This window comes from Bradyrhizobium sp. A5 (assembly GCF_042076515.1).
Taxonomy (GTDB): Bacteria; Pseudomonadota; Alphaproteobacteria; order Rhizobiales; family Xanthobacteraceae; genus Bradyrhizobium; species Bradyrhizobium cosmicum.
This window is the reverse complement of sequence record NZ_CP148990.1, coordinates 4348953-4372145: the sequence shown is the minus strand read 5'-3', so window position 1 is coordinate 4372145 and position 23193 is coordinate 4348953. Positions and strand designations below refer to the sequence as shown.

At 61.7% G+C, this 23193-nt stretch carries 22 protein-coding genes and 2 pseudogenes; 17 read left to right on the top strand and 7 right to left on the bottom strand.

What is annotated here, in order from left to right; translation table 11 throughout:
• Positions 1 to 62 precede the first annotated feature (62 nt).
• The 11 genes and pseudogenes from WHZ77_RS21120 to dusA form a co-directional block, all read left to right on the top strand.
• Positions 63 to 691, top strand: a pseudogene (locus tag WHZ77_RS21120) (fumarylacetoacetate hydrolase family protein); the annotation flags it as partial.
• A gap of 65 nt (positions 692 to 756) precedes the next feature.
• A pseudogene (locus WHZ77_RS21115) lies at positions 757 to 1802 on the top strand (5-methyltetrahydropteroyltriglutamate--homocysteine methyltransferase).
• A 721-nt stretch (positions 1803 to 2523) separates the two neighbouring features.
• Positions 2524 to 2772 carry a penicillin acylase family protein gene (locus WHZ77_RS21110; RefSeq protein WP_375309699.1) on the top strand — a complete coding sequence of 83 codons (249 nt, stop codon included), beginning with the start codon at positions 2524 to 2526 and terminating at the stop codon, positions 2770 to 2772.
• 278 nt (positions 2773 to 3050) lie between these two features.
• Positions 3051 to 3701 carry a response regulator gene (locus WHZ77_RS21105; RefSeq protein WP_375309698.1) on the top strand — a complete coding sequence of 217 codons (651 nt, stop codon included), beginning with the start codon at positions 3051 to 3053 and terminating at the stop codon, positions 3699 to 3701.
• A gap of 57 nt (positions 3702 to 3758) precedes the next feature.
• Positions 3759 to 5528 carry an ATP-binding protein gene (locus WHZ77_RS21100; protein ID WP_375309697.1) on the top strand — a complete coding sequence of 590 codons (1770 nt, stop codon included), beginning with the start codon at positions 3759 to 3761 and terminating at the stop codon, positions 5526 to 5528.
• 550 nt (positions 5529 to 6078) lie between these two features.
• Positions 6079 to 6810: a sulfite exporter TauE/SafE family protein gene (locus tag WHZ77_RS21095; RefSeq protein WP_375309696.1), complete on the top strand. Its 732-nt coding sequence runs from the start codon at positions 6079 to 6081 to the stop codon at positions 6808 to 6810.
• Positions 6811 to 6902: 92 nt separating this feature from the next.
• The gene (locus tag WHZ77_RS21090; protein ID WP_375309695.1) at positions 6903 to 7142 is read left to right on the top strand and encodes a hypothetical protein; all 240 of its coding nucleotides are present in this window, start codon (positions 6903 to 6905) and stop codon (positions 7140 to 7142) included.
• Between the two features lie 156 nt (positions 7143 to 7298).
• Positions 7299 to 7586, top strand: a complete 288-nt coding sequence (locus tag WHZ77_RS21085; RefSeq protein WP_375309694.1) for a hypothetical protein — start codon at positions 7299 to 7301, stop codon at positions 7584 to 7586.
• 66 nt (positions 7587 to 7652) lie between these two features.
• Positions 7653 to 9005 (top strand): hypothetical protein, encoded by a 1353-nt coding sequence (locus tag WHZ77_RS21080; RefSeq protein ID WP_375309693.1) that lies wholly within the window; start codon positions 7653 to 7655, stop codon positions 9003 to 9005.
• Between the two features lie 9 nt (positions 9006 to 9014).
• Positions 9015 to 9326 (top strand): hypothetical protein, encoded by a 312-nt coding sequence (locus WHZ77_RS21075; RefSeq protein WP_375309692.1) that lies wholly within the window; start codon positions 9015 to 9017, stop codon positions 9324 to 9326.
• Positions 9327 to 9678: 352 nt separating this feature from the next.
• A complete protein-coding gene (gene dusA / locus WHZ77_RS21070) occupies positions 9679 to 10641 on the top strand; it encodes a tRNA dihydrouridine(20/20a) synthase DusA (RefSeq protein WP_375314776.1) in 963 nt (320 codons plus the stop codon).
• On the opposite strand, the gene WHZ77_RS21065 is transcribed toward dusA, so the two are convergent.
• From WHZ77_RS21065 to WHZ77_RS21045, 5 genes are all read right to left on the bottom strand, one after another.
• Positions 10638 to 11192 (bottom strand): TIGR02281 family clan AA aspartic protease, encoded by a 555-nt coding sequence (locus WHZ77_RS21065; protein ID WP_015686986.1) that lies wholly within the window; start codon positions 11190 to 11192, stop codon positions 10638 to 10640. The genes dusA and WHZ77_RS21065 overlap by 4 nt on opposite strands.
• Positions 11193 to 11220: 28 nt before the next feature.
• On the bottom strand, positions 11221 to 11424 hold the full coding sequence (locus WHZ77_RS21060; RefSeq protein ID WP_041748406.1) for a DUF1289 domain-containing protein: 204 nt from the start codon (positions 11422 to 11424) through the stop codon (positions 11221 to 11223).
• 44 nt (positions 11425 to 11468) lie between these two features.
• Positions 11469 to 13064 (bottom strand): sensor histidine kinase, encoded by a 1596-nt coding sequence (locus WHZ77_RS21055; protein ID WP_375309691.1) that lies wholly within the window; start codon positions 13062 to 13064, stop codon positions 11469 to 11471.
• A gap of 137 nt (positions 13065 to 13201) precedes the next feature.
• Positions 13202 to 14479, bottom strand: a complete 1278-nt coding sequence (gene nhaD, locus WHZ77_RS21050; protein ID WP_375309690.1) for a sodium:proton antiporter NhaD — start codon at positions 14477 to 14479, stop codon at positions 13202 to 13204.
• A 22-nt stretch (positions 14480 to 14501) separates the two neighbouring features.
• On the bottom strand, positions 14502 to 15374 hold the full coding sequence (locus WHZ77_RS21045) for an NAD(P)-dependent oxidoreductase (RefSeq protein ID WP_375309689.1): 873 nt from the start codon (positions 15372 to 15374) through the stop codon (positions 14502 to 14504).
• Between the two features lie 195 nt (positions 15375 to 15569).
• On the opposite strand from WHZ77_RS21045, the gene WHZ77_RS21040 reads away from it, so the two are divergent.
• The 6 genes from WHZ77_RS21040 to WHZ77_RS21015 all read left to right on the top strand — a co-directional run bounded on the left by WHZ77_RS21040 (position 15570) and on the right by WHZ77_RS21015 (position 21565).
• Positions 15570 to 16007 carry a VOC family protein gene (locus WHZ77_RS21040; protein ID WP_375309688.1) on the top strand — a complete coding sequence of 146 codons (438 nt, stop codon included), beginning with the start codon at positions 15570 to 15572 and terminating at the stop codon, positions 16005 to 16007.
• A 108-nt stretch (positions 16008 to 16115) separates the two neighbouring features.
• Positions 16116 to 17258, top strand: a complete 1143-nt coding sequence (locus WHZ77_RS21035) for an Mrp/NBP35 family ATP-binding protein (RefSeq protein WP_375309687.1) — start codon at positions 16116 to 16118, stop codon at positions 17256 to 17258.
• Between the two features lie 194 nt (positions 17259 to 17452).
• Positions 17453 to 18544: a TRAP transporter substrate-binding protein gene (locus tag WHZ77_RS21030; RefSeq protein ID WP_375309686.1), complete on the top strand. Its 1092-nt coding sequence runs from the start codon at positions 17453 to 17455 to the stop codon at positions 18542 to 18544.
• Between the two features lie 409 nt (positions 18545 to 18953).
• Positions 18954 to 19295, top strand: a complete 342-nt coding sequence (locus WHZ77_RS21025; RefSeq protein WP_375309685.1) for a hypothetical protein — start codon at positions 18954 to 18956, stop codon at positions 19293 to 19295.
• A 253-nt stretch (positions 19296 to 19548) separates the two neighbouring features.
• The gene (locus WHZ77_RS21020; protein ID WP_375309684.1) at positions 19549 to 20637 is read left to right on the top strand and encodes an SbmA/BacA-like family transporter; all 1089 of its coding nucleotides are present in this window, start codon (positions 19549 to 19551) and stop codon (positions 20635 to 20637) included.
• Between the two features lie 226 nt (positions 20638 to 20863).
• Positions 20864 to 21565 carry a VIT family protein gene (locus WHZ77_RS21015; protein WP_375309683.1) on the top strand — a complete coding sequence of 234 codons (702 nt, stop codon included), beginning with the start codon at positions 20864 to 20866 and terminating at the stop codon, positions 21563 to 21565.
• Positions 21566 to 21620: 55 nt separating this feature from the next.
• On the opposite strand, the gene WHZ77_RS21010 is transcribed toward WHZ77_RS21015, so the two are convergent.
• Positions 21621 to 21911, bottom strand: a complete 291-nt coding sequence (locus WHZ77_RS21010) for a hypothetical protein (RefSeq protein WP_375309682.1) — start codon at positions 21909 to 21911, stop codon at positions 21621 to 21623.
• Positions 21912 to 22292: 381 nt separating this feature from the next.
• Complete coding sequence (locus WHZ77_RS21005; protein WP_375309681.1) at positions 22293 to 23153, bottom strand: DMT family transporter; 861 nt, start codon at positions 23151 to 23153, stop codon at positions 22293 to 22295.
• Positions 23154 to 23193: the final 40 nt, after the last annotated feature.

Genomic DNA, 23193 nt, shown 5'->3' with positions numbered 1-23193 from the left:
CCACCAAGCTTTTCAAGACTTGGCCAAACCTCGCGCAGAACGGACCTTTCAGTTGGGAGGTACCCGACAAGATCTTTTGCATCGGCGTCAACTATGCCACGCATCGGGCCGAGAGCGGCCATCCGACGCTGGCGCATCCGATGATCTTCACCCGCTTCGCCAACAGCCAGGTCGGCCATGGCCAGCCGATGATCCGACCGCTGGAGTCCAAGCGTTTCGACTATGAGGGCGAGATGGCCGTCATCATCGGCAAGGCCGGCCGCCGCATCTCGCGCGAAACGGCGCTCAGCCATGTCGCCGGCTTGCTTGCTACAATGACGGCAGCATCCGCGACTGGCAGCGCCATACCTCGCAGTTCGCGCCGGGCAAGAATTTTGCCGGCACCGGCGGCTTCGGGCCCTGGATGGTCACGACCGATGAATTGACTGATGTCACCAGGCAGACACTGATTACCCGTCTCAATGGCATCGAGGTCCAGAAGGCACCGATCTCCGATCTCGTCTTTGACGTCCAGGCTCTGATCGCCTACTGCTCGACCTTCACCGAGCTCGCACCCGGCGATGTGATCGTGACAGGTACGACCGGCGGTGTCGGCGCCTATCGCACGCCGCCGCTATGGATGAAGGGCGGCGACGTCGTCGAGATTGAGATCTCCGGCATTGGCATCCTGCGCAATCCCGTTAAGGACGAGGGTCAGCCACGGCGACGCGCGCAGCCTGATCGGCTGCGCTCAACAACAATAAGAAGGAGACCCCCATGCCCATGCCTATGCATATTCTGCCGACCACGGTGGTCGGCAGCATCCGCAGCCGGAATGGCTGGTAAATCGCGCGATGCTGTCGAAGGTGGTGCCGCGCACCCGCCTGCACGACATGTGGCGCTTGCCGGCGGAGCATCTGGAGGAGGCACTGGACGATGCGACCATCATCGCGATCCGCGACATGGAGCGCGCCGGAATCGACATCGTGACCGATGGCGAAATCCGCCGTGAAAGCTACTCCAATCGTTTCGCCACCGCGCTCGATGGCATCGACGGGGACAATCCTGCGTTGATCGTTGTACGTACCGGCAACACCCAAACCCCGGTGCCACGCGTCGTCGGTCCCGTGAAGCGCAAGGGACCGGTGGAGCTGCAAGACATGCAGTTCCTGCGCAAAAACACCGATCGCGCCGCAAAGATCACCCTGCCGGGCCCGTTCACCATGAGCCAGCAGGCCAAGAATGAGTTTTATAAAGACGAGGAGGAACTCGCGATGGCCCTGGCCGAGGCCGTAAACGCTGAGGCGCTCGATCTGCAAAAGGCCGGCGCTGACGTGATCCAGCTCGACGTGCCCTGGGTGCGCAACAATCCGGATCTTGCCAAGTGTTACGCCGTCAAGGCAATCAACCGCGCGCTGAAGGGCATCACCGTGCCGACCGTGGTGCGTCTCTGCTTCGGTTATGCCGCCGTCGTGCCTGGTTCGAACAAGCCCGCTGGCTATTCCTTCCTTGCCGAACTCGACGACACCACGGCTGAACAAATCTCTATCGAGGCCGCGCAGCCGAAGCTCGATCTCGGCGTCCTCAAGGACCTCTCGTCGAAGAAGATCATGCTCGGTGTGCTCGACCTTGCGGATCCCGCGATTGAGAGCGTCGACACCGTGGCCGGTCGCATTCGCAACGGCCTTAAATATGTCTCACCGGACCGCCTTGTCCCTGCGGCGCCGGATTGCGGCATGAAATACATGCCCCGAGCCATCGCCTTCGGGAAGCTGAAGGCGATGTGCGATGCGGCCGCCCAAGTCCGGCGTGAAATTGGTTGACGACTTTTCGAGGGGATTTGCGAAGTTCGATGTCTGCTTCGAGGTATACTAGTACTTCGCGGGGAGGGCGGCTTTTGACACAATGCAGCCCTCTCTTGATCAGCTCCGACGTATTTGGCGTGAGCCAGCTCAAACTGGCCCATGATGGATTGGAGCGAGAGCTCAAGTTTTTCAATCCCTTAGAAGGCTGCGTGTGCACGACGTGTGCACCGGGAGATCAAGAAAAATCTATCGTCAGCAAGCATGGTTGGTCGCTCTTTGGAGTGATGCGAGTGTTTAGGTGGGGCAGGGTGCTCGCGTGCGACCTAAGGGATAACACTGCTCGTCACGAGCCGGGACTTCTGCTCGGCTTACCGTCGATGTCGCCGCAAGTTGCAGTGAGGACAAAAAATTGCGTCGGGGGTTCGAGTCCCTCTCCCGCTACCAATCGTACGCTTTTGTACGCCAACCTACGATTTGCCGCGACCCAGTGCGCGAGATGGTCATGCGACGTCGCGACTGGCGATCGCTTCCTGTCAGAGATCTGCAGTCAACAAAAGGGGGACGGTAGGCCCCAGGTAGAGTGGCCTTCGTTGCGAACCCGAACAGATGGGTCGCATTACCCTGCGCCACTGACGTTCGCGAGAATTGCCCTTCGCGAGTTCCAGCATTGTTCTGCAATACGTCGTCCTCGCCACGGTCTGGAACATCCCGGGCGTTTGCGTCGGCTACGTGGGAGGATTTGCCGCGCGCCTTTGATCCACCGGCCGGCTTTCTGGTCACTGCGAACAATCGCGTCGTTGCCGACGATCATCCGGACTATTTGTGCACCGATTGTCATCCTCCATATCGGGCCAAGCGGATCGCCGAGCGGCTAGCCGAACTCCCGGCCGCGACCGTCGCCGACATGGCGAGCGTTCATGCCGATACGCAAAGCTTCACGGCGCGCGAATTCGTCGCCCACGCTGCCGTCATGGCTGCGCAACGATGATACCGCCTTCCTCCGCGGGCGTCAGCTGCCACATAGAGATTCAAATCCGCCCGTGGATCGACCAGGGTCCGCGTCCGCCCGACGCCAGCCGCGCAACATGGCAACGGAGCACTCAGACAACCACAAAATTATCTTAGTCGGCCACATGTAGAAGTACGGCAGTTGGCGTATTTCGCATCAAGATCATCTGCCAAATGGCTTTATGGATCCAAATCCTTGATTGGAGTTGATTGATATCCTAATACCGTTGTCGGCCGGGGCGATACATGTGTGGACTCGTGCGAACGATCATTGCCGACGATCACGCCATCATTCGGGAAGGCTTGAAACAGCTTCTGTCGACCGTAGACGCGCTTACGGTCAGTGGAGAAGCGGCGGACGGTGAAGCCGTTCACCGGCTACTGAACGAAGGCTCCGCCGATCTTCTCATACTCGATCTCGGTATGCCGGGTGTCAGCGGGTTTCAGTTCATCGCTAACCTGAGAACCCAATGGCCGGAGCTGCGCGTTCTTGTTCTCACCGCTAACGTTGAGCCACGTTCGGTCCGGGCAGCTTTTTCCGCAGGCGCCAACGGCTATTTGACTAAGGGCGGCGATCCATCTGAACTCATCGCCGCAATCGATGCCATCAGAAAAGGCGCCCCCTATATCGCGGAGGAGGTTCGCTTTGCGGTGGACCAGCATGACAGCCCGAGCGAGACTCCGGAGCCCACGGCGGCGATAATGTCTCCGGTCACGCTCACAAGGCGTGAGCGGCAAATCCTGGGGATGATCCCCCACGGAGCCACCAGCCGCGACATCGCCAGCCGTCTCGGCATCAGCCCGCTTACCGCTCGGAAGCATCGTGAGAACCTGATGCGGAAGCTTGATCTGCACAGCAGTGCTGAATTGACAGCCTACGCCATTCGGCTCGGCCTTCCGGCGGGCTAGCGCAACGGCAACTCGCGAACGAAGCCGCCGCACCGACCGGCGCGCGGAGAGGTTTCGATGCAGGAAGACAAGATACGCGAAGCGCTCGTCGAACTCTTGTATCGCAATTCCTATGGGGTGGTGGCCTCCAACGTCTTGATCTCCCTGGCGGCGGCGTACGTTCTGAGGAACACCGTACCGGCGAGCTGGTTGGTCGGATGGCTCGGTGCGCTGTATCTGCTCACCGCCATACGCGTCCTGGCCGCGAGCCGGTTCTTCAGCCGGAATCGAGAACCAACGTCTGTGTTGCGATGGGCGTGGCTCGCGGCTGCGTTTTCCTGCGTGTCGGGCTCGCTGTGGGGAATGCTCGGCTGGGTTGGCTTCGTTCCTGAGCAGCCCGTTCCTTTTTTATTCACCTCTGTTGCCTTGACCGGTCTGGTCTGCGGCACGGTTCCGTCGCTCTCGGCCTTTCCGCCGGCTCTCGTCGGCTCGATCATCGCAACGGTGCTGCCGGTCATGGCGCGCTCCTTTATCAATGGAGGTGACGCCTCCGGCGCATATCTCGCTTTGCTTACGGGGCTTGTGGCCATCAATTTCTACTACTGCCGCACGACGCACCGCATGCTGCGCGAGACCATCAGGTTGCGCCTGGAAAATGTAGAGCTGGTCGGCCACCTGCAGGAAGAACGCGACCGCGCGCAAGCCGCAGATCGTGCGAAAACGCGTTTCCTTGCGGCCGCCAGTCATGACCTGCGCCAGCCGATCCATGCCTTGAGTCTGCTGATCGCCACGCTCGCGATGCTGGGTCAGCGCGGCGCTGTCCAATCCGGCGATGCACGCGATCTTGCCGGCAAGGCAAAATACATTGTCGGCAACCTCAGCGCCCTTCTGAATGGACTGCTCGACATTTCCCGGCTGGATGCCGGCGTCGTTACCGTTGCGAGGGAGACGGTGAGTCTGTCCCAGCTTTTGTACCATCTCAGCAACGAATTCGCCCTAGCAGCGAACGAGCGCGGTCTTGATTGGCGCGTCGTTGAATGCGGTCTGCAGGTGGACAGCGATCCGATGATGCTGAAACGGATCCTGGACAATCTGCTGTCGAACGCCTTTCGTTACACGCGATCCGGCGGTGTTCTGCTCGGCTGCCGCAGGCGCGGCGCTTCGGTGGAAATCCAGATCTGGGATACCGGCCCCGGCATCCCCGCGGATCAGCGAACAATGGTGTTCGAGGAATTCGTGCAATTGCAGAACCCGGCGAGGGATCGCGCGCTTGGCCTTGGCCTCGGCCTCGCCATCGTTCGCCGCACCGCCGCATTGCTACAACATCCGCTGAAGCTGGTCTCCGTCACCGGGCGCGGCTCGATGTTTTCCATTACGGTTCCGATCGCCGGTGTGGTGGAAACGCCCGTGCTCGATAACAAGGCATCACCGGCAGGCATCGCCGTCAGCATCATGGTCGTGGAAGACGAGGGGGATGTTCTCGATATCATGGTGCAATTGCTCACGCTGCAGGGCCACCGCGTCTATGCCGGCCGGTCTGCCGCCGAGGTGCAACAGGTCCATGCAGAGGCGCTCGCTGCCGGCGATGCACCGGTCGATCTGATCATCGCCGACTACCGCCTCGGGGATGGTGCGACGGGCGTGGACGCAATCGAGGCGCTTTGCACCCATATCGGCCACTCGGTCCCTGCCGTCATCGTGACCGGCGATACTTCGCCATCGCGCATCAAGGAAGCCACCGCCAGCGGCCATCGTATTCTGCACAAGCCGATTACCGGCGAGGAATTGTACGAAGTGATCGTTGCGGCCTGTGTTGGCGGCAAGGAATCCGTCAATAGCGGTGGCTAAGGGATGTGCAACTGCTACGGGATTGGCGATCACCCGGGCCACGGTTGAGATGGTGTCTCGGCCCTGATCTCACGCCGCGCTGCCACCTGCGGCAGCGCAAGGGCCTTTCGTCACTAGCCTCCTGACCGACGACGAAATGCGGCATCTGCCGTATCGCTCGCGCATGAACCCGGCGATATCGTTCACCGGACTGGAAGCGCTTGAACGGCAGCCGACCTTGAATCCGGCAGTCGAGAGCAGGCGTGCGCTCCCAACGGGTCGAACGCGAACCGGAAGGCAATTTGGATATGGCAATTACCAATCGCTCCCGCGCTTTGCGACCGTCGCGACCTCTCAAGGTGTGGACAGTCGCTGTCCTGGCCGGCTTCGGCATTTTGCACGTCGTCGGAGGAGTCATGCTGCATCAGGCGCCGGGTACCCGACCGATCGAAACGGCAGCAATGGCGATCGGCAGCGACTAGTCGGATTGGCTGTTTTCACTTGAGTGAGGTCGGACGATCCCATGCCGCCCGGCTATTGACGATGGTCATTTTTTTCAGGAAGCGAAATCATGTCAGACATAGCGATTTATCTGGTACTGAGCGGAGCGGTTTTTGCCGGCGCATTCGTTTCCGGCCTTTCCGGGTTTGCGTTCTCGGCGGTCGCAGGGGCCATTTTGCTGCACGTTTTTCCACCTATCGAAGCTGTGCCATTGATGATGGCTTGCAGCATCACAGTGCAAGCGGCGAATCTGTTTGCGCTGCGCAAGAGCATGCAATGGAAGACCAGCTTGGTTTTCATCGCTGGTGGACTTTTGGGCATTCCGATCGCGATCTATCTCCTGCAGAGTGTGGATACAGCGATCTTCAGACTGGGGTTTGGCATTCTCGTATCGCTTTACGCGGCATATGCCTTGTTCCGGCCAACGGTTGCCTACTTGCGTCATATGGAGAGCCCGAGCAGGAACGCACTGGTAGGGTTTGGTGGCGGGCTGGTGGGCGGCTTGACCGCGATGCCCGGCGCACTTCCTGCGATCTGGTGCGACATCCATGGTTTCCCGAAAACCCAGCAGCGCGGCCTGGTCCAACCCTACATCGGGGTCATGCAACTTTTCGCCCTCGCTCTCATGCTTTCGCACCACAGCCTCTCGTTAAAGGTTTTGATCGATTTTGGCCTTGCTCTGCCCGCTTTGGCGGCAGGAACGGCTGCAGGTATCGTGCTGTTCGGACGGATCAACGAAGCAGCCTTCAAGCGAATTGTCCTGGGCCTGTTGCTGTTTTCGGGAGTTTGCCTTGTGATCTAGAAGGGGGCTTCGAGGAGGGTGTGAGTGGCCTCGGGCTGAACGGCGCCGCTCGATGTTTTCCGTTACGGTTCCGAAAGGCAGGGGAAGCTCTCTTGCCCGATAAAACGGCCTCACCAGGAGGCGTCGCCGTCCGCATCATGGTGGTGGAAGATGAGTGGGATGTTCTCGATATCATGGTGCAGTTGCTGACGCTGATCTTCCACGGCGCCACCGTCTGCGGCGGCGCAGGGCGTTTCGACATTAGTCACCCTGCCGACGACGAAATACGGCATCTGCCGTATCGCTCCCGAATGACCCCGGCGATATCTTTCATCTCGACTGGTCGCGCTTGAATAGCAGCCGATCTTGAATTCGGCAGTTGGGGGCAGGAGTGCGGTTTTGCGCTGGAAGGGTATACCTTCCTGAGTGCAGGCTCTCGCTGCCCTGCCTTGGGCGTTAAAGATCAGAATGCTTACTGTCGAGTGGATGTCACAAAGGAGATATCTAACATGTTCATGAAGCAAATTGCCGTAATTGGTGCTGGCTTGGTGCTGGGCGGCTACTTGGCCGCCTCGGGCGATGCGCTCGCCCAAGGTCAGGGTGGGCTTGGCCAGCGCCCCTCGTACACGATCAAAAACGGCGCGCTAAATCTCGCCGGCCCGCAAACCAAACCGCCTTCAAACTACCCTTCCGGCTCGCCTTCCTCTGGTTCGCCGATCCACAATGGTTATAAGCCCAACACCGACTTCGGCCTTAGCGGCCCCTATGTCGGTATGAAGTATATCGGAAATCAATAGCTGACCAGGCCGCGGCTACTCCTGACTGGTGCTTCATTCCCCGGCCAGCCTCGTTTGGGGCCAGCATTGCTGGATTTGACATTCGCCCGTGATGCTCTGAAAGGCGTTCTGAAGGTTGGGCGGCGGGGTTATATGATGCGACGAATAATTGCCGGTGCAGCAGCGGTGGCGATTGCGTGCGGAGGTGAGGCAGGTCAGGCGCTTGCAGCCGATGTGCCGGTCAAGTCCATTGTGCAGTCGATCGATCAATTGTGGAACATCAGCTACAACACCGAAGTCCGCTATTTCAGCTGGCAGAACACCCGAGGCTTTCCCACCAATGCGGTCCCCCTGAGCGGCACGGGTCACGGTACGCAGATTTACACACCGATGTCGCTGTCGTTGATAGGCAATCCCAACCCGAACTGGAAACTGGAATTCGTGCTGCTGGGTGGCTTTGTCTCGTCGTCGCAATCGACATCCGGCGAGCGAGGCTCGGTTGATACGCCGGTCGATTCGCAATTCTCGGGCACCGTCACTTACAATGGCTTCACCGGCTTCCAGCCGTTTGCTGCGATATTGATCAACGCCCCGACTGGGAAGTCCGCGCTTTACGGCAACTCGCGCTTCGCGCGCATGGACGGCGATCTCGTCGACCAGGGCACCTACGGCGAAGGCTGGAATTTCGGCCCGACCGCGGGCGTCAATATTCCGCTGTCGCAGACACTGATCTTCACCTTGTCGGGTGGTTATACCCGGCGCAACGCGTTCGACAAAGAAGCTCTCAACCTGATTACCGGCCTGACCACCGATACCATTAGTGTCAAGAACGGCGACGAGGCAACGGTGACCGCCGCCCTTGGATATTCCAAAGGGCCGCTCTCGCTGCAGGGCTCCGGGTCCTATTCCTGGGACGGCATCTCGCAATCCGGCCAGTTCGGTATGCTAGACTACGGCAAGTACAGGGTCGGGCCGCGCACGACGATTTCCGGCAGCGCGTCTTATGCCTTTGATCAAGTATGGTCGATCTACAGCAATGGTTCCTGGTCCCATACCGAGAAGAATGAGATTCCTGATCCTAGCGGGTTGGCCTTGATTCAGGAGGGATTCAATTCCAACAGCAACCTTTATCAGGTCCATGCCGGATTGAACTACAGGTTTGCAAACGGCTTCACCCTTGGCCCAACCGCGGGCTATCTCTACCGTGACCACGATGGCTATGATGCTGCGACGTTCAGCTTTGTCCCGGCGAAGACCCGCTGGGCGGCGGGCGGAAGCGCCAACTACAATGTCGCCAACAAGATCAACATCAATGGCAGGGTCGAGCGGGTCTGGATTCGGGAGAGCGAGAATCCGGGACCGCCGGCCTTCGCACCGTTAGTGCCATTCATGTCCGGCGACGCCTGGGTCGTCGCCGGCGGCGCAACCGTGAACTTTTGAGGGGCCAACATGTCAAAACGTTTCAACACCGGCCTTCTCGTCACCGTCGCTTTTGGAGCAAGCGTCCTTACCGGTTCGATTGCCGCGGCCCGGTTCGCATGCGCCCCCGGACTCGAAAATGTGGCAGGCACCTGCGTGACTGCCGGCCTTGCCGGATCGATGCGACTACGCAGTGTCCTGATGAACCAATTGAAGATCGGCTATAACCTTCCGATACCACCAAGTTTGAATAACACCTATCCGAGGAATTTTGACGTCAACCGGTTTGAATTCAGCCAGCGCGGCAACTTCAGAACCCGCGCGTCTCCGCCTTCGCCATAGGTCCGGAACCGCGGATCGCCGCCCGTGGGTTTCTTTGCTCTATCGTCGCCAAAACTACGATGGCACTTATTCGATCCTAGGCGTGGCCAGAGCGGCACGGTACTTTGCAATGGTAACGAGGGTCGGAACTAGCGCGGTCTGCATGAGCTCATTCGGTACTGCATTGCTGTACCGGAGAAGGTGCGGCGTCATCGAGGGACGAACAGCCGATCGACTTAAGAACTTGAAGTGAAAGGAAGATGCTTCGATAGTCAGCCTTGAATTTGTGGCGGCCCAAAAATCAGCCATTCCGGATCAGACGATAAAGCGAAGTAATAGTAATATGTTAACCCATCGATTTTCCGTTGCGCCCATGATGGACTGGACTGACCGGCATTGCCGGGTGTTCCACCGTCACCTCAGCCGGCGGGCGCTGCTCTATACGGAGATGCTGACCACTGGCGCCATCATTCATGGTGACCGGGCGCGGCTGCTTGGGTTCGACGCGGTGGAGCATCCGGTGGCGCTGCAGCTTGGCGGATCGGATCCGCACGAGCTCGCGACGGCTGCGCGGATCGGTGCGGAGTTTGGCTACGACGAGATCAACCTCAATGTCGGCTGTCCGTCCGACCGCGTGAAAGACGGCCGTTTTGGCGCTTGTCTCATGGCGGAGCCGGAGTTGGTGGCGAGGTGCGTCGAAGCGATGAAGCGTGCGGTTGCCGTTCCAGTCACCGTCAAATGCCGCATCGGCATCGACGACCAGGATCCGGAAGTCGCGCTGGATGAACTGGCGCAGGCGGTGGTCGCGTCCGGCTGCGACGCGCTGATCGTGCATGCCCGGAAAGCCTGGCTCAACGGTTTGTCGCCGAAGGAGAACCGGGACATCCCGCCGCTCGACTACGATCGCGTCTATCGGCTCAAGCGCGCGATGCCGAACGTACCTGTCATCATCAATGGGGGCATCCAGAGCATCGACGAGGCCAAAGCACATCTCGAACACGTCGACGGCGTGATGCTCGGCCGCGCCGCTTATCAGGAGCCGTGGCGGCTGCTCGCCGTCGATTCTGACATCTTTGGCGAGGCTGCGCCGCAAGCAACCATGCAGGACGCGCTCGAAGCGATGATGCCCTATATCGAGCAGCAGCTTGCATGCGGCACGCGGCTGCATGCGATCACGCGGCATTTTGTCGGCGCATTCCACGCCGTGCCCGGCGCACGCGCGTTCCGTCGCCATCTTGCCGAGCAGGGGGTGAAGCCGGGCGCCGGCCTCGAGGTGTTGCGCGATGCAATCGCGCGTGTCGGTGCGCGCGTGCCGGCGGAGGCGGCGGCCGCCTAATCCACTGCCATGCGTGAGCGGCGATGGTTGCTCTGGAGTTCCGGATAGCCGGTAAGCATCAGCTTGTCGGCGCGCACACCCCAGCTCTCCAGGCGATCGAGGAAGCTCATGCCGAGCAGATTGGTCTTCATCTGTCCGCGTTGCACGACGAGCGCCGGCACCGACTTCTCGACGAGGTGGCCGACGGAGAGACGGTCGAGCGTGAGGCGAGCCGCCTTGGTGTGACCGCCCGCGGTTTCGAGATCGACGTCGTATTCGAGCATCTCGAGCGGCAGTCCGATCGCCTTCGCTGTCTCCCAGGTCAGCACCACGGAGGTGGCGCCGGTGTCGATCACCATGGGTGCGGCGACGCCGTTGATCTTGGCGCGCAGCGCGAATTCGCCGCCCTGGCCGCGCGGGATCTGCACCGCCGGGGCGGGCGACGCGGTTTGTCCGCGAAAGATGTGCGAGACCCTGTTGCTCGCGCGCACGATCTGATCGGGATCGCCATAGGCGACGACCGCACCTGCCGTGCCGGCGAGCATGATGAGAACGAGCAGGAAGCGGATCATCGCGCGCCTCCGAAGGCGCGCAGGCCGGTCAGGCGCGTTTCGGTGATCCCGCGATCGGCACCAGTCCGGCGTCCGCCATGCGTGTCGGCAACAGCGCCATGACGGACAGGCGTTCTGGACTCTCCATGGCGTGCCAGCGCGCGATCTCCGGCAAGGTCCGGCCGCAGCCGAAGCACAGCTTGGTCTTCGGATCGATCATGCAGACGGCGACGCACGGCGTTTCTTTGCTCATTTAGATATAGTGCGGGATCGTCGGGCATTTCTGCAAGCATCTCGTTAAGAGCCCGTGCCTGCGCTCATGATCGGCCTGTTGCGCGGCCGGCGCTTCTCGTCGGGAACGAGGGAGCTCTCCGGCTGCAGCGGCGGTGCATCCTCCGACAGTGGCGCCAGCGCGCTCATCACGCGTTCCGGCGGGAAGGTGACGATCACCTCGGTGCCGATTCGCAGCTTCGATTTCAGCGTGAACGTGCCGCCATGCAGGTCGATCAGGTTCTTGGCGATCGGCAGGCCGAGGCCTGCGCCCTGTTCGGCCGATTTGATCGAGTTCGAGCCCTGGCCGAACGAGGCGAGCACGACCGGAATTTCCTCCTCGGGGATACCCGAGCCGGTGTCCTTCACCGAGAGATATTGTCCGCCCGAGGCGGTCCAGCCGGCCTTGAGCCAGATCTCGCCGCCTTGCGGAGTGAACTTGATCGAGTTGGAGAGCAGATTGAGCACGACCTGGCGGATCGCGCGCTCGTCGGCCCAGAGCCGCGGCATGGCCTGCTCGAACACCTCGTGGATGGTGATGCCGCGGCTGGAGGCGCGCAGCTTCATCAGATGATGACAATCGGCGACGATGCCGACCAGCGACACCGCTTCCTCGTTCAATTCGTAGCGGCCGGCCTCGATCCGCGAGAGGTCGAGGATTTCGTTGATGAGGTTGAGCAGGTGCACGCCGGAATTATGAATATCGGCGGAATATTCCTTGTACACCGGCACCGCGTGCGCGCCAAAGATCTCGCTCTTCATCACCTCGGAGAAGCCGAGGATCGCGTTCAGCGGCGTGCGCAGCTCGTGGCTCATCTGCGCGAGGAAGCGCGACTTGGCGACGTTGGCGGCTTCGGCGCGGTGCCGCGCTTCGTCCGAGATCGCCTTGGCCTGTTCGAGCTCGCCGATCAGCGCGTCCTTCTCGGCGCGCGCCTCCAGCGTGGCAAAGGTCGAAGAATGCAGGCGGTGCGCCAGCAGCACGAAATAGCCTTCGGCCGCAAGCGCCAGCGCCGCAAGAATGTAGTTGTCCAGCGAGCCGGTCATCGCAAAGCTCAGCGCCATCGCAACCGCAACCGGCGCGGTGGCGGCAAGGGCTGCGATCGGCAGATTGGCGGCGAGCATGCTCGATACTGCGATCACCAGCAGCATCAGGAACATCATCAGCGTTTCCGTGACCATGTCGAGCACGGGATGGATCAGGATCGCCATCCAGCACAGGCCGTAGAGCAGGTCGAGCACGACGAAACGCGTCCGCCACGCCCGCGTCGCTGTCGGTGAGGCGGGCTCTGCCAGGAAGCGGTGGCAGCTGCGGATCATCGCGGCGTGGATGCAGAGCATGCCCGCCGTCCAGGCCGCAGCCGGGATCGGCTGCATCCACAGTCCGAACAGCACGCCGGTGGCGACCACCAGCAGCATCACGACATAGGAGGCCGACAGCCGCGTCTGGGCATATTGGCGCAGCATCTCGGCGTCGAAGGCCGGCCGGGTTCCACTGGTCGACGTTAACCTGTCGCGCGCTTCGCGCACCCGTTGCGCCGCAGCCCGTCGGCTGCTCGCCGACGGAGCGCTGATTGGCTCGGCCGGAAGCTGCACGACTTCAGGCTTTTCAGCGGGGTTACTCATCAAGCAACACGATTCCTGCCCGCGTCGGACGCGGGCCTTCTGCATTGTCTATCTCTGGCAAGAAATCCTTAAGAGGTGACTTAAGGAGCTAAAGAATTACGTTAACGCGGCGTTAATTCTTGGCGCGCTGATGCCGCTCAGTGCAGCCACGCATGCTGCGCGACGTAGACGACTGCCCCCGCCAGATAGCCCGCGAGCGCGGGGACGGCGATGCGGCGGGCGTACCAGAGGAACTCGATCCGCTCGAGCCCCATGGCGGCGACGCCGGCGGCCGAGCCGATGATCAGGATCGACCCGCCGGTGCCGGCGCAATAGGCGATGAATTCCCAGAGAAAGCTGTCGGTCGGGTAATGGGCGAGGTCGTACATGCCCATGGTCGCGGCGACCAGCGGCACGTTGTCGATGACGGCGCTGAGCAGGCCAAGGACGACGACGATGATATCCTGGCGGCCGATCGCGGCATCCAGCCATTTGGCCAGCATCGACAGCAGACCGGCATGTTCGAGGCTGGCGACCGCGAGCAGAATACCAACGAAGAACACGATCGAGCCCATGTCGATCCGGGTCAGGGCATGAGCGAGCGACAGCGGTCGGCGCACATGCTCGTCCTTTTCGCGATGCACGATCTCGCCGGCGAGCCAGACGATCCCGAGCCCGAGCAGGACGCCCATGAACGGCGGCAGATGGGTGACCGTCTTGAAGGCGGGCACCGCGATCAGCACGCCAAGCCCGAGATAGAACATCAGGTTGCGCTCGAACCGCTCGACGGCGAGCAGTCCGTTGTCCTTCGACGGTGCCGCGATGGTCTTGCCCTTGAGCGCAAAGCTGATGAAGGCGAGCGGTACCAGCAGATTGACCAGCGATGGCACGAACACCGAGCCCATGATCTTGAGCGGCGAGATTTGCCCGCCGATCCACAGCATGGTCGTGGTGACATCGCCGATCACGGTCCACGCGCCGCCGGCGTTGGCCGCGATGACGATGAGGGAGGCGAACAGCAGGCGGTCCTCGCGTCTTGCGATCAGCCGCTGGATCAGCGAGATCATCACGATCGTGGTCGTGAGATTGTCGAGGATCGCGCTTAGGAAGAACGTCACGAAGCCGACCAGCCACATCAGCTTGACCTGGCTCGTCGTGCCGATGCGCGAGGTGATGACCTCAAAACCGTCGTGGGCATCGATCACCTCGACGATGGTCATCGCACCGATCAGGAAAAACACGATCTGCGCGGTCGAGGCGACGGATTCGTCGAGCTGACGGTCGACCAGCGCATGGTCGCCCGTCGCCATGGCGTAGATGGTCCACAGCAGGCCCGCGCCGAGCAGCGCGGACGCGCTCTTGTTGACCCCGATCGGATGCTCGAGGGCAATCGCCGCATAGGCCAGAACGAAGATTGCGGCGAGTGCGATCAGCAAGGCGGGGGCAGTCCGTCAGGTGTCAGCGATTGAGGCGCGCGAGCAGGCTCGACGTATCCCAGCGCTTGCCGCCCATCTTCTCGACCTCGGAGTAGAACTGGTCGACGAGTGCGGTGACCGGCAGATTGGCGCCGTTGCGACGGGCTTCGGCGAGCGCGATCGAGAGGTCCTTGCGCATCCATTCGACCGCGAAGCCGAAATCGTACTTGTCCTCGTTCATGGTCTTGTAGCGGTTCTCCATCTGCCAGGACTGCGCCGCGCCCTTGGAGATGGTTTCGATCACGGCCGCGACGTCGAGGCCGCTCTTCTTGGCGAAATGGACACCCTCGGAGAGGCCCTGCACGAGGCCTGCGATGCAGATCTGGTTGACCATCTTGGTCAGCTGACCGGAGCCGGCGGGCCCGAGCAGTTTGCACATCCGCGCATAGGCGCCCGTGATGACCGGCTCGGCGCCGGCGTAAACATCCTGCGCGCCGCCGCACATCACCGTCAGCACGCCGTTCTCGGCGCCGGCCTGGCCGCCGGAGACCGGGGCGTCGATGAACTTGAAGCCGGCCTTGGTCGCGGCCGCGTCCAGCTCGCGCGCGACTTCGGCGGAGGCGGTGGTGTGGTCGACGAACGTCGCACCCTTCTTCATGCCGGCGAACGCGCCGTCGGCGCCGATTGTGACTGAGCGCAGGTCATTGTCGTTGCCGACGCAGCACATCACGAAATCCTGGCCTTCGGCGGCGGCCTTCGGGGTCGCCGCGGTCTTGCCGCCGAACTTGTCCGCCCATTCCTTCGCCTTGGCCGCGGTGCGGTTGTAGACGGTGACCTCATGGCCCCCTTTTTTCACGAGGTGTCCGGCCATGGGGAAACCCATCACGCCGAGACCGAGGAAAGCGACTTTAGCCATGTGTGGTACCTTGTCCGTAGCTTGAGTTTTACGGTTGCAGCCGGGCGAGGGGCGCCAGCCGGCTTTCTCGAGGTTCCGCCGAAAGACGGATCGGGCGCACCATAAACCCTTGAGGCCGGAGGGCAACGGCTTCGTTTGGCGGCCTCCTGTGCTAGGATGGCGGAGCCAAGGACTTCAAGAAAAGGGAGCGAAAGCATGGGTGGCACAAGTGTCGGCGTCCTCGATCATTTCAACATCCGCACCCGGCATCTGGCCGAGACGGTGCGCTTCTACGAGGACGTGCTGGGCCTCGAAAAAGGCGCCCGGCCCAATTTCGCCTTCCCGGGCGCGTGGATGTACAGCGAGGGCAAGCCGGTGGTGCACCTCGTCGATATTTCTCCAACCTCGGAACTGCAAAAGCCGGATTCCGGCGTGGTCCACCACGTCGCCTTCGTCAGCCGCGGGTTCGACGGCATGAAGCAGCGGCTGGCCTCCAGGGGCATGAAATTCGACGCCCGCCAGGTGCCCGGCGGCGAGCTCTGGCAGATCTTCGTCTACGACCCCAACGGGGTCATGATCGAGCTGAATTACGAGGCGGCCCTGGAGCAGGGGGCGGCACCCGTCGAGATGGCTGGTGATATCGGCAGGCAGTAGCCTTTTGGCCGTTTCCGCTCTAATGGGGCATCCTCAAGCTTTGAGCATGATCTGATCGGAAAACCGCCCACACTTTTCCGGATCATGCTCCACTCCAGGAGATGCGCTTTGAGCGTGACGCAGCAACAGGTTCTCGACAGCCTCGCCCGGATCAAGTCGCCCCGCGGGGTCGCGCTCACCAATGCCAATGTGCTGAGCCCGATCAGCGCGGCCGACGGCAAGGTGTTCTTCTCGATCAACGTCGATGCCGCCGAGGCGCGGGCCTGGGAATCCGTCCGGGCCGAAGCGGAGGCTGCCGTGCGCGCCATTCCCGGCGTCACCACCGTGATGGTGGCGCTGACCGCCGAGCGGAAGGCCGGCGCCGCGCCGCCTCCGCCGCCAACGCCGAGCCGCGGCACGCCCGGCGTGCAGCCGGTCCATGCCCACAAGCCGCCGCCGCAGGGCGGAGCCCAATCGCCGATGGCACGGCAGTCCGAGATTCCGGGCGTCGCCGCCGTGATCGCGGTCGCCTCCGGCAAGGGCGGCGTCGGCAAGTCGACCACTGCGCTCAATCTGGCGCTGGGCCTGCGCGACCTCGGCCTCAAGGTCGGGCTGCTCGATGCCGACATCTACGGCCCCTCGGTGCCGCGGCTGACCGGGCTGCACGAGAAGCCGGAGCTGAACGGCGAGCGCAAGATGATTCCGCTCCGGCGCTTCGGCCTCGCCATCATGTCGATCGGCTTCCTCGTCGAGGAAGAGACCGCGATGATCTGGCGCGGTCCGATGGTGATGTCGGCGGTAACGCAGATGCTGCGTGACGTCGCCTGGGGCACGCTCGACGTGCTTGTCGTCGACATGCCGCCGGGCACGGGCGATGCCCAGCTCACGCTGGCGCAGAACGTGCCGCTGAAAGGTGCCGTGATCGTCTCGACCCCGCAGGACCTGTCCCTGATCGACGCGCGGCGCGGGCTTGCCATGTTCAGGAAGGTCAACGTGCCCGTGCTCGGCATCGTCGAGAACATGAGCTATTTCCAGTGCCCGCATTGCGGCACGAAATCCGACATCTTCGGCCACGGCGGGGCGCGCCACGAGGCTGAGAAGCTGGGTGTGCCGTTTCTGGGCGAGATCCCGCTGCACATGGCGATTCGCGCCAGCTCGGATGCCGGCAGCCCCGTGGTCGACAGCGAGCCGGACGGGCCTCATGCGGCGATCTACCGCGCCATTGCAAGCCAGGTCCGGGACCAGCTCAAGGGCGTTGTCGCCACAGTCTGAGCGGTCTTTTCCGGGGACATGCGACTTTCGTAGAGCCCCGTCATGCCAATGTCGCGTTCCGAAACCTTGCGGTCCGTGTTAAAGGCCCACGGCAGTCAAGCCCCTTCGGTTCGACGCGGCCTAAAACGCGTCGCCGGAATGAGCGGCAGCAAAGAGGAAGTTAGGGGAAACGCCCCAGCAAGGAGAGCCTGAAGATGAAGCGTCGTGATTTTCTGAAAGTGTCGGCAGCAGGTGCTGCGGCAACCGCCGCGGTGGCCTCGCCGGCGATCGCGCAGTCCTCGCCCGAGGTGAAGTGGCGCCTGACTTCGAGCTTCCCGAAGTCGCTCGACACCATCTATGGCGGTGGCGAGCAGGTGGCGAAATACGTCGCCGAGATGACCGACAACAAGTTCCAGATCCAGGTGTTCGCCGCCGGCGAAATCGTCCCCGGCCTGCAGGCGCTCGACGCGACCTCGAACGGCACGGTCGAGATGTGCCACACCGTCTCGTACTACTATGTCGGCAAGGACCCGACCTTCGCGATCTACGCCTCGGTGCCGTTCGGCCTCAACGCGCGCCAGCAGAACTCCTGGTGGTACCAGGGCGGCGGCATGGAGCTCGGCAACGAGTTCTTCAAGAAGTCGAACGTGATCGGCTTCCCCTGCGGCAACACCGGCACCCAGATGGGCGGCTGGTTCCGCAAGGAGATCAAGACGGTTGCCGACCTCTCCGGTCTCAAGATGCGCATCGGCGGCATCGCCGGCCAGGTGCTCCAGAAGGTCGGCGTGGTGCCGCAGCAGCTCGCTGGCGGCGATATCTATCCGGCGCTGGAGAAGGGCACCATCGACGCGGCCGAGTGGGTCGGCCCGTACGATGACGAGAAGCTCGGCTTCGCCAAGGTCGCCAAGTACTACTACTATCCCGGCTTCTGGGAAGGTGGCCCGACCGTCCACGCCTTCACCAACCTCGACAAGTGGAATTCGCTGCCGAAGAACTACCAGGCGATCCTCACCAACGCGACGGCCAACGCCAACAGCTGGATGGCCGCGCGCTACGACATGCAGAACCCGGCCGCGCTGAAGCGTCTGGTCGCCGGCGGCACCCAGCTTCGTCCCTTCACCAACGAAGTGCTCGAAGCCTGCCTCAAGTCGACCAACGAGCTGTGGGGCGAGATCTCGGCCAAGAACCCCGACTTCAAGAAGTCGATCGACGCCATGCAGGCCTACCGCTCCGACGAATATCTGTGGTGGCAGGTCGCCGAATACACCTACGACAGCTTCATGATCCGCTCGCGCACTCGCGGCTGATCTTTCGAAAACGTCGCAAGACGACAGAGCCCGGCCTCGTTCGCGAGGCCGGGCTTTTTCTTTGGCGGCGCATGTGCGGACTCAAAGTCCGCAAAACAACCCCATGCACAGTAGACGCGGGGTGCCGGGAAATGGCCCGATGGGGGCCGACAACAGTTTGACTTACCGATTAAATTTGCGGGAAGGCGCGCGTCCGCTTCTACACCGTCATTGCGAGTGCAGCGAAGCAATCCAGGCTGCCTCCGAGGAGGGATTCTGGATTGCTTCGCTGCGCTCGCAATGACACGCGGATAGAGTTGGAGCTCGGCTGCGCAACGAACCCGTTTGACACGTCGGGCAAAACAGTGGCATAAAGCGATTATCGAATAATCCGAAATTTGGTCTCGGCGCCGATCCGTTGAAGCTGTCGATGCGCTTCGATCCCGATGATATTCAACGCGCGTTGCGCAAGGCGTGGTCGCCGTCGACGTCTAGCCAATGGACGGCGGGCAACCCCGCGGCAGGACAATGCAACGTCACGTCGCTGCTGATCCACGAACTCTTCGGCGGCGAGTTGCTGAAGACGCCTCTGCCGGCCGGCGATCATTTCTACAATCGGATCGGAGGCCGGCGGTATGACTTCACGGCGAGCCAGTTCGATCAGGCGATCGCCTACATCGACTTGCCGACAGATCGCGCTGAGGCAGAACTGGGAGCATCAAGCGGCCAACTATCCGCACTCAGGGCCGCTTTTCGGGTCGTACGACGTTAAGTGTGGGGCGGGTGCAGACCTCGATGGGACGACACCCGATTCAATCATTCGCATAACCTGAATTGGCGCGCCGACGCTCATTCTTCTCACTCTTCGACCTTGGGGCACGATGAACCTCGCTGCCGACGAAGTTCAAAGCAGCTCAGGGCAGGTCGTTGTCGAAATTCACTCTCCGCTAGGTTGACGTCGGTCAAGAGCTTCGGCTTTCGCTGCGCTAGAAGTTGGGAATCGTTGGCTTCGAGACCAAACGCGCATGCCACTCAAGACATACCTCGCCCCTGACGAGAGGCATTTGCTTGCCCGATTCTGGCAAAGCGCCTCCGGTTTCTGGCGGGGGCCGGCGGCTTGGCAAGGCTGGCTGCTGGTGGGCCTCCTGGTCGCCACCATCCTTCTACAATTGTTGACCCAGTATCGTCTGAACTTCTGGAATCGGGATTTCTTCGACGCGATCGAGCGCAAGGACGCAGCCGGGCTCTGGCAGCAGGCTTTGCGACTGCTCCCCATCGGCGGAGCAAGCCTGACCCTTGCCGTCCTCTCCGTCTGGGGCCGCATGACCATGCAGCGCAAATGGAGGGAGTGGCTGAGCAATCACCTCTACGACTATTGGCTGGAACGGGATCATATCGTCCGGCTCAGGTTCATGTCCGGGGAGCACCAGGCTCCGGAGTATCGAATCGCCGAGGACGCAAGGATCGCGACCGATCTGCCAATCGACCTGTTGCTTGGGTTGCTTTCTTCGGTCCTCGTCGCCGCCACATTCATCGGCGTTCTCTGGGAAGTCGGGGGACATCTCGCTATTGATGTCTTCGGAGCCAGCGTCGTGGTCCCCGGCTATCTTGTGATTGCGGTGATCCTGTATTCTGTCCTGCTGACGGCCGCGATGATGCTCATCGCGCGGCACCTGACCCGGATCATCGAAGACAACAAGCGGACCGAAGCCGAGTTGAGGTCGGTCGGGACGCATCTGCGCGACGCTGGAGAAGAGATCCTGGACCCGAATGTCCTGCAGGGCGGCCGTCGGGCGATCGCGGCAGCGCTGGATGAGGTGATCCGCATTTGGCGAATCTACTGCTGGCAACTGATGCGGATGACGCTGGTTACGCATACGAGCTTTCTGCTGACCCCGTTAATCGCCTTGCTGCTGTGCACGCCCAAATACATCGAGGGCACGATGACCCTCGGCGAAGTCGTTCAGGCCGCCGCGGCCTTCGTCGTCGTCCAGGCGGCCTTCAACTGGGTTACCGACAGCTATGGACGCATCGCCGAGTGGGCCGCTTCGGCGAACCGCGTCGCGTCGCTGCTGCTGTCGCTTGACCAGATCGACGGGCAGTCTAGTCCCTAATATTTTCACAGGTCTGCACCACAGTGCATTCGACCAAGCAGAAGCGATCCCCCTGCAAAAGACGATCTGGTTCACCTGGAAGGTAGAGACGATTCAGCTTCCGCCGATCCTGATGTCCGGTAGCGGGCATAAGCCTTGATGTGCGTCAAACGTGCCTGGCTACGCCGCCGTACATTGTCTTCGACCGCGCGGGCGCGATTTTCTTTTTGAACGGATCAGAACACTCATGAGCCGCCTTCGCAGTCACAAAGAGACTCATCTGGTCGATCGCATAGGTTGGCTCAGGGCGGCGGTGCTGGGAGCCAACGACGGAATTATCTCGACCGCGAGTCTGATTGTCGGAGTAGCCGCAGCGGCCGCAAAGCAGAACGACGTGCTGATCGCAGGAGTCGCGGGATTGGTCGCCGGCGCGATGTCTATGGCCGCCGGCGAGTATGTCTCCGTGAGTTCGCAGTCCGACACCGAGAAAGCGGACATCGCTAGAGAACGGGGCGAACTGCGCAGTAATCCCGACGGTGAACTCGACGAGCTCGCCGAAATCTATGCCCAGCGCGGGGTTGACGCGGGTCTTGCCCGGCAGGTTGCGGCGCAGCTCATGAAGAGGGATGCGCTCGGCGCCCATGCTCGCGATGAACTGGGAATTTCCGAGATGACCACCGCGCGTCCCGTGCAAGCGGCGATCACGTCGGCTGCGACGTTCTCGGTCGGTGCAGCGATGCCGCTGCTGATGGTCATCGTGTCACCTTCGAACATGCTGGTCCCGGTCACCTCGGCGGCATCGCTGGGTTTTCTCGCTTTTCTCGGCGCCGTTGGCGCGAAGGCAGGCGGTGCAGATATCCTTCGCGCGACTATCCGGGTGACGTTCTGGGGAGCATTGGCGCTCGGGATCACCGCCGGGATCGGAAAGCTCTTTGGTACGATACTCTAAGCATCGATCTCATCTGCAGATCTTCTTCCACGCGACTGGTACGGGTCCAATGCAATCAGAACTCGAAACCGGGCCAAGATACCTGCCGGTCCAAGCCTGCCGGCTGCGGGGTGACGCGGTGTGAAAATGCCTTCTTCGGCGGAAGGGCTTTCGCCTCCTCTTGCGCCAGCAATTTCAAGAGCATCTTCCGCTGTGCGTCCGTGCATGTCTCGGTGAGACGCTTCTTTAACAGCGCCAGATTCTCCCGGTGGATGTATTCCTCCAGAACATGATCTCTTCCTGAGGCAGCCGCGTTCTGCGTGCCGGAATTGCCCGCAATCCACCCGTTCATGACCTTCGACTTCATGGGATCATCCCGACGTCCAACCGTCGGGATGGCGTGCACCGCATTCGGGCATCCTTCGCATACGGGAAACTCAAACGCACAGAACTCATGATTTGAATAGGCTTCAGCGGTATTTGCGAAGCGACACAGCATACAGAGCGCCGGGTGCTGAACGGGCTGTATCTCAAGCATGTCATTCCCCCATGCCACGATTTGCGAATACGTCGCTCTCAATCACCAATTGGATGCAGAGCGGAAGCCGGTGACGGGAATATTGTGCCGCATCGCAACATGAGCGAATGGTCAAAATTGCTCATTCGTGGAGATTTAACGAGCCCTGACTTTGCAGAGCCATCGATCAAATCCCGAAAATTGTCAGGAAGCGATTCCCGGCCCCAGGGCTCAAATTGATCGAGCCCTCGGTCTCACTTGCGTGATGGCGACGCCGGAGATTGCGAGCAGCCCGCCGACGATCAACCTCGGGGTCGCGCGCTCGCCAAGAAACAGCACGCTCGACATCAGGGCGAACACCGGCAGCAGCAGACCGAAGGGAGCGACGCGGCTCATGGAGCAGCGGGCGATCAGCCAGAACCAGAGGCCAAAGCCGACGATTCCACCGATAAAAATCGTGTAGGCGAGGGCGAGCCAACCATTTTCATCCGCGGTGGCAAGGCTCGCCAACTGTCCGTGTTCGAGCAGCAGCGACATCACCATGACCTGCGGCACCGTGAACAGCGACGACCATCCCATCAGCATCAGCGGATCGAAAGGGCCGTAACGCTTGGTCAGGACGTTGGACACCGCGAAAGCGAAGGCTGCCCCGACCACGAGCAGCAGCGGCAACGGGTTTGCCGACGGGCCGGGCTGCGCTGCCAGCACGACCACGCCGACGAATGCGAGCACCACGCCGGCGGACGTGATGAGAGACGGTCTCTCAGCGAGCAGGGGCCAGGCCAACAGGACGGTGAAGGGTGTGGCGAGTTGATATGCGACCGCCGACATGCTTCCCGAGCCGAGGCCAAGGCCGACATAGAACAGCCCGAAGTTCAGTCCGCCAAGGAAAAGCGAAATGGCCGCGATGGGGCCAAGCTGTCGGCGCGTGGGCCTCTTGACGAACGGAACGAGCAGCAGCGCGATGGCGAGGAAGCGCAGCGCGAGGAAGAACAGCGGCGGAAACTCCGTGACGCCCACCTTGATCGCCACGAACTGGTAGCCCCAGAGCAGGGGAACGGCGACGGCGCAGACGATCTGGAGAGCCGACATGGCATTCTTAATTTCGAGACCGTTCGGTCCAGATATAGAT

Excerpts from the sequence above, each read along its gene's own strand:
- WHZ77_RS21100 (WP_375309697.1), top strand. The coding sequence starts at position 3,759 with ATGCAGGAAGACAAGATACGCGAAGCGCTCGTCGAACTCTTGTATCGC.
- WHZ77_RS21020 (WP_375309684.1), top strand. The coding sequence starts at position 19,549 with ATGCCACTCAAGACATACCTCGCCCCTGACGAGAGGCATTTGCTTGCC.
- dusA (WP_375314776.1), top strand. The coding sequence starts at position 9,679 with ATGATGGACTGGACTGACCGGCATTGCCGGGTGTTCCACCGTCACCTC.
- WHZ77_RS21010 (WP_375309682.1), bottom strand. The coding sequence starts at position 21,911 with ATGAAGTCGAAGGTCATGAACGGGTGGATTGCGGGCAATTCCGGCACG.
- WHZ77_RS21005 (WP_375309681.1), bottom strand. The coding sequence starts at position 23,153 with ATGTCGGCTCTCCAGATCGTCTGCGCCGTCGCCGTTCCCCTGCTCTGG.
- WHZ77_RS21025 (WP_375309685.1), top strand. The coding sequence starts at position 18,954 with ATGCGCTTCGATCCCGATGATATTCAACGCGCGTTGCGCAAGGCGTGG.
- WHZ77_RS21085 (WP_375309694.1), top strand. The coding sequence starts at position 7,299 with ATGTTCATGAAGCAAATTGCCGTAATTGGTGCTGGCTTGGTGCTGGGC.
- WHZ77_RS21055 (WP_375309691.1), bottom strand. The coding sequence starts at position 13,064 with ATGAGTAACCCCGCTGAAAAGCCTGAAGTCGTGCAGCTTCCGGCCGAG.
- WHZ77_RS21065 (WP_015686986.1), bottom strand. The coding sequence starts at position 11,192 with ATGATCCGCTTCCTGCTCGTTCTCATCATGCTCGCCGGCACGGCAGGT.
- WHZ77_RS21060 (WP_041748406.1), bottom strand. The coding sequence starts at position 11,424 with ATGAGCAAAGAAACGCCGTGCGTCGCCGTCTGCATGATCGATCCGAAG.
- WHZ77_RS21030 (WP_375309686.1), top strand. The coding sequence starts at position 17,453 with ATGAAGCGTCGTGATTTTCTGAAAGTGTCGGCAGCAGGTGCTGCGGCA.
- WHZ77_RS21075 (WP_375309692.1), top strand. The coding sequence starts at position 9,015 with ATGTCAAAACGTTTCAACACCGGCCTTCTCGTCACCGTCGCTTTTGGA.
- WHZ77_RS21045 (WP_375309689.1), bottom strand. The coding sequence starts at position 15,374 with ATGGCTAAAGTCGCTTTCCTCGGTCTCGGCGTGATGGGTTTCCCCATG.
- WHZ77_RS21040 (WP_375309688.1), top strand. The coding sequence starts at position 15,570 with ATGGGTGGCACAAGTGTCGGCGTCCTCGATCATTTCAACATCCGCACC.
- WHZ77_RS21095 (WP_375309696.1), top strand. The coding sequence starts at position 6,079 with ATGTCAGACATAGCGATTTATCTGGTACTGAGCGGAGCGGTTTTTGCC.
- WHZ77_RS21015 (WP_375309683.1), top strand. The coding sequence starts at position 20,864 with ATGAGCCGCCTTCGCAGTCACAAAGAGACTCATCTGGTCGATCGCATA.